Here is a 5,113-nt window from a genome sequence, read left to right as displayed (position 1 = left end):
CCGCGACACGCCGCATCAGCGCTCTAGCTTCATCGCCTTAGACCCGCCAGACCCTGACGCCCAGCGGCGGGAGGTTCGGCCCATGTTCTCCACCGCATATGACTTCGCGATAGCTTTCTAGAATGACGCTGCGATTTCCGAGATCTTCCCAAAGATCGCGGTTTTGGCGCGTGCAGGAGCGGAAAATAAAAAATCTAATATTAATGTCAATACTCGTAAATAAAGAATGCCCTTATACAAATATAGTATGTCTAAATGATATTTTGAAATTCAGAGTTCATTTTACAAATCAAGATGATTTTCAGTAACTAGAAACGCATCTCAGTCGCCAGGTTAAGACCCAGCCCATCGTTCGAAAGCAGCGACTTTGTCGGGAGCAGGTAACCGGTCTTGCGCCAGGTCGTCTCAGCCGACAGCCTCAACCAGGGCCTCACTGTCCAGATCAGATTGCCATAGGCCGTCTCGTTTCTTCCGATGCTGCCCAGTGAGATTGTATCGAGATCGGGACGGTCCTGGCCGTAGCCGAAATTGCTTTCAAGGCCTTCCCGCCAAACCCAGCTTGCCTCTCCCCAGCCCCCCGAGCCCGTGACAATCTCCCGGCTCTGTGGGTTCACAGTCTGATTGGCGAGCCCAAGATAATTGCCTAAGCCGCGACCCTGGTAGATTTCACCCTGTAAGCCGAAACGATCGCCGAGCCGAAGCCCGCCATCGAGGGCGAGCCCTTCAATACTGTATTTTTCCACGGAGAAGGGCGGCTGGAGATCGTAGAATTTTCGGAATTCTCCATAGACACCAGAGATCCCTATTTCAAAGACTGGCCGCTTCAGAAGCACCTCTGACCCAGGTGGGGCTGTTGCAAAGGCGAGCTTTGCCTCGAAGTTAGGAACCCCATTGTCTTCTGTTCTGTCGGCAAAGTCGGCACTGATATTGGTCGAGATCGGATCACTGATTGCCAAAGCTGCAGTGAACTTTCCCCCATCGGCCATGGGAGTGGTATGCACGACCCGGAACTGACTGCGGACACTGTTGCCCGGATTCCCCGAGGCTCCGAGAATGGTCATCGCATCCACCATATTCGGAGCGCGGTCGCTGAACAGCTCTCCACGCCGGCCCGCAGAGACATTCCATCGCTCATTGGCAGCGTAGGCAAAGACCAGGCCGGGGGTGAAGCCGTACTGATTGGAAAACACGGCGCCATTGTAGAACTGGAACAGGACGAGGGCGCCTGTGCTGAAACCTCCCACGCTGGGACCTTCCAGGGACAGATTGACCTGGCTGTATTGGGCCGTGATGTCGAAGACATTTTCGGCACCTGTCGCGTCAGGCGGGGCCAGGAAGAAGGGTGCTGCGCTTCCGCCGATTCCACGGGCGCTGCTGAACAGGGCATTGGTGCGGAGCGCTCCGCCGAGGGTCGCCTTGAATCCTGGCATATCCACCACCACCACCCCGGGACCGGCGGCAAAGCGGTCGGCCGTCAGCTCAGGCAGCGTGACGTCGGCCGTGGCGACGGCCTTGATCTCAGCCGACGGTACAACCGCAATTTCGTCTGGCTGGGCATTTCCAGGGGAAGAAGCCCGTTGGGGCGGGGCCGCCGGGACCTGCCGACTGGCCAGCCTGTCGAGCAGTTCTGCCTGACTGGCGAGCTGTCGTCCCTGAGCGTCAAGCTGCTGTTGCTGCGCCCGAATCTGACGCCTGAGGTCGGAGATGACCACCGCTGTATCGTCTGTGGTCTGGGCCTCAGCCGACCCGGCGAAGACCAGGAGGCCCAGGCCAACTGCAAGAACCCTGAGGCTCGCCCCCCTCTGCCAGGGCGTTCGGTCCGTCAAAGCCAAGACAGCCGGCGGGTTTGGTAAGGTGTTGTGGGAATCAAGCACGCCCGTTCCTCGCCGTTTGGATTGATGTGGGCCTGACGCCTCTGACCCGAGGGTCCGGCCTCCCGATTACGGGACTGGGGTGGGTACGAGGCGGAAGACTGTCACCCCCTCCTTGATGGTCTCGAGGACCTTGATCGATTTGATCGAGGTCGGCGTAACCCTGAGGGGATTGGCATCCAGGATCACCAGATCGGCCAGCTTGCCGACCTCGAGTGTTCCCTTGGTCGTCTCCTCGTGGATTTGATAGGCACCATAGGCGGTGACGGCCCGAAGGGCCTGGTAGGGTGACACCCTCTGATCCGGGCCGATGACCCGCCCACTCCTCGCCGCAATCCGGTTCACACCGGCGTCCACAATGGCCAGGATGGATGGCGAGGGCGACACAGGCGCATCGTGGCTGAAGGTGAAGGGCAGCCCTTCCCGCACAAAGGTCGCCGCAGCCAGGCTCGTGGCTGCACGCTCAGGACCCCACAGGTAAACAACGGCATCTCCTGCAGGGGGGATCGAGGCGGTCAGGAAGCTTGGGACGGCCCCATAGGTGCGCATCTTCTCGATCTGGTCGGGACGCAGATAGGAGGCATGGATGAAGACGGGCCGATGGTCCCGCATGCCGTATTTCTTCACGGCTTTTTCGATGGCACGCAGAGCCTGATCCGCCGCGGCGTCACCGTTCATGTGCATGTTGATCTGGATGTCTGTATTCCAGAAGCGATCAAATGCAGCGTTCAGCACCTCGTCCGGGATCTGCTCATAGCCGAGATAGACGCCGGTCTTGCCAGGCGGGTTGTTGGTGAAGGGCTGGGTAAACCAGGCGGTATCAACGCTGCCGTCCAGCCAAAATTTGATCCCGCCCATCCGGACCCGGTTGATGTAGCGGGTATCACCGTCGACGCGGGTCGCCAGCCTTACCTTACCGGCCGTAGCGTCCACACGCACCGCATTGGCCTGGGCCAGCATGGGGTCGATGATGGAATCCTTGGCGCAGACATAGAGATCGATGGGCAAAAGGTTCTTGCTGATGGCGTTACGGAGGATGGCCATGTCATCGCTGCCAAGGCCAATGCCGCAGTCCTGGGCCGAGGTCTGTCCCATGCTGGCCCAGGCCTTGGCACCGCCCAGGATGACATTGTCCGCCATCTGACCCTCAAAGGCCGGGCGCTTTTCGCGCACCAAATTGAGCGCCGTTTCCTCCATCGGACCGGCAAGCGCCTTGCCACCAGCTTGGCGGGAAAACGTTCCGCCGACCGGATCCGCTGTTGAGGGACCAACCCCCGCGATGGCAAACAAGGCGGAGTTTCCGGCGCCAAGGTGGCCCGAACTGTCGACGATCATCACGGGCGTGGTTGTGGAAACCGTATCCAGTTCCCCCACCGTAGGGGTCCGGTTTTCCTTCATGTTCTTGGCAGAATATCCGAAACCGACAATCCATGCCCCTGCAGGCACCGTTCGGGCGTGGGCCCGCATGCGCGCCAGGAGGTCAGGAATATCAGGCGTACCGACCAGATCAGCGTCGATCAGGTTTTTTCCATAGGCAACCATGTGGCCGTGACTATCGATAAAGCCCGGCAGGAGCGTCTTTCCACCAAGATCGACAGTTTGGGCTGCTTTGGGCGCATCCGCACGGGCTCCGACAAAGCTGATCTTCCCGTCCTTCACGGCGAGGGCTTCTGCATAGGCCGGCTCCTTGCCCGCCATGAGCAGGATGTCGCCGTTGACATAGAGGGTGTCAGCAACCGGCGATGCCGCCAGGGGTGAGGTGCCAGACAAGGATGGACTGATGGGTGCACAGGCGCTGAGAAACGCCGCCATGGCCAAAAGCGTGAAACCTGACTTCAACATCTGCTTGCACCCCGATACCGGACCCGGCCCTATCGAAGGGTCTACCGCCGGTGCAATTCGAGTACTTGACGGATTTCTTACGTCGTCGAAGATCGGGTCGATGTCGAAGCGTCAAATGGTTTCCCAAGCATGGAACTGACCCGCTCCGTATTCACGCTCTCACCCAAGGAGTCGGCCGTTCTTGGTGTGCTTTCTGCCCGTTCCGACGAGCTGGTCACGTATGACGCCCTCCTGGACCATGCCTGGCCTGAGGAAGATGTCAGTATTTCCAGCCTCAATCGCTGCATCTCCACCCTGCGCCGGAAGCTGGCGGACGGGGTAAGTATTCGCACTCATAGCCGTCGCGGCTATAGCTTGCGGGTGATAGACCAAAACCCGTCAAGCACCCTGGTTAGAAACCTTGTCGATCAGGCCCGAGAAAATCTAGGGCTGAGATTGAAAGGAAACATCCAGGTAGCCATCCGTTTGCTGCAGGAAGCTCTGCTGCTGAATCCCAAGCATGCGCTCGCCCGGCTTTACCTTGCAGAGGTCTATGGAATAGCCGCAACCCGGGGGTACATGCCGCCACGACTGGCCGGCAAGCGGGCACGCGAGACGCTTTTTCCCCTGCTGCAGCAGGATCCGAACAATGCACACGCGCTGTCACTGGACGGGCGATTTCGAATCCTCATTGAAGGTGATTCCACGGGGCGAAAAGAGATTGATCGCGCTGTCGAACTGGCACCGACGGACTGGATGGTGATGACCAATGCAGGGATTGCAAGGGCGGGTCTTGGCGATCTGGCTGGGGCGATCTCGGCTTGCGAGCGCGCCCTAGCCCTCAACCCGGCTGCACCCGGGGCGATTGTCGCGTTCGGCTGGAGCCTCTTCGCCTCCGGCGACTGGACTCGGGCCCGCACCCTGCTTGAAGACGCGGTCCAGAGACTTCCCAATCAGGATTATTTTCCGCTTGTCCTGAGCTATGTGCTGTCATCCCTGAAGTCACACTCCGCTGCCGTTGAAGCCGCACGAAGTGCCCTTGCTCTGTCCGGGGGTGACGCGAATGCACGGGCCGCTCTTGTCAGCGCTCTGGCCCTTGCGGGGCAAAAAGAAAAAGCGCGGCGCGAGCTCGACCGCCTTCGTGCAAGCGACCAGGTGCCGCCTTCGCCGACCCTGCTGGCGCGCGGCCTTCTGGTGCTTGAGGGGCCCAATGCCCTGAAGGCGGCAATGCTGGAGGCGGAGGACCAAGGCTGCCCCTACCGGACCCTGGCGCTACATGACCGGCATTTGGCAGGGCTCAAGGCGGGATAGAACCTGAGAGGGTGAGGGTCAAAAGGTGGTCAGTCGCAATGGGCTGGGCCTGATCAGCAGCGAGGAGTCAATATCTCCGGCCAACAGGCGGCCTCCCCCCAACTTCCCAT

3 protein-coding genes are annotated in these 5,113 nt (G+C 59.9%); 1 reads left to right on the top strand and 2 read right to left on the bottom strand.

Features of this window, described 5'->3' with window-relative positions; genetic code table 11:
* Positions 1 to 308: 308 nt before the first annotated feature.
* Positions 309 to 1,712: a hypothetical protein gene (locus WCJ52_RS11430; protein ID WP_336903435.1), complete on the bottom strand. Its 1,404-nt coding sequence runs from the start codon at positions 1,710 to 1,712 to the stop codon at positions 309 to 311.
* Positions 1,713 to 1,940: 228 nt separating this feature from the next.
* A complete protein-coding gene (locus WCJ52_RS11425) occupies positions 1,941 to 3,641 on the bottom strand; it encodes an amidohydrolase (RefSeq protein ID WP_336903434.1) in 1,701 nt (566 codons plus the stop codon).
* A gap of 201 nt (positions 3,642 to 3,842) precedes the next feature.
* Between WCJ52_RS11425 and WCJ52_RS11420 the strand changes: the two genes are divergently transcribed.
* Positions 3,843 to 5,003 carry a tetratricopeptide repeat protein gene (locus tag WCJ52_RS11420; RefSeq protein ID WP_336903433.1) on the top strand — a complete coding sequence of 387 codons (1,161 nt, stop codon included), beginning with the start codon at positions 3,843 to 3,845 and terminating at the stop codon, positions 5,001 to 5,003.
* The last annotated feature ends 110 nt before the right edge of the window (positions 5,004 to 5,113 follow it).

The sequence above is a fragment of the Phenylobacterium sp. genome (assembly GCF_037138395.1).
GTDB lineage: Bacteria > Pseudomonadota > Alphaproteobacteria > Caulobacterales > Caulobacteraceae > Phenylobacterium.
The sequence above is the reverse complement of the archived record's forward strand: the minus strand, read 5'-3'. Positions and strand labels throughout refer to the sequence as shown.

Excerpts from the sequence above, each read along its gene's own strand:
- WCJ52_RS11420 (WP_336903433.1), top strand. The coding sequence starts at position 3,843 with ATGGAACTGACCCGCTCCGTATTCACGCTCTCACCCAAGGAGTCGGCC.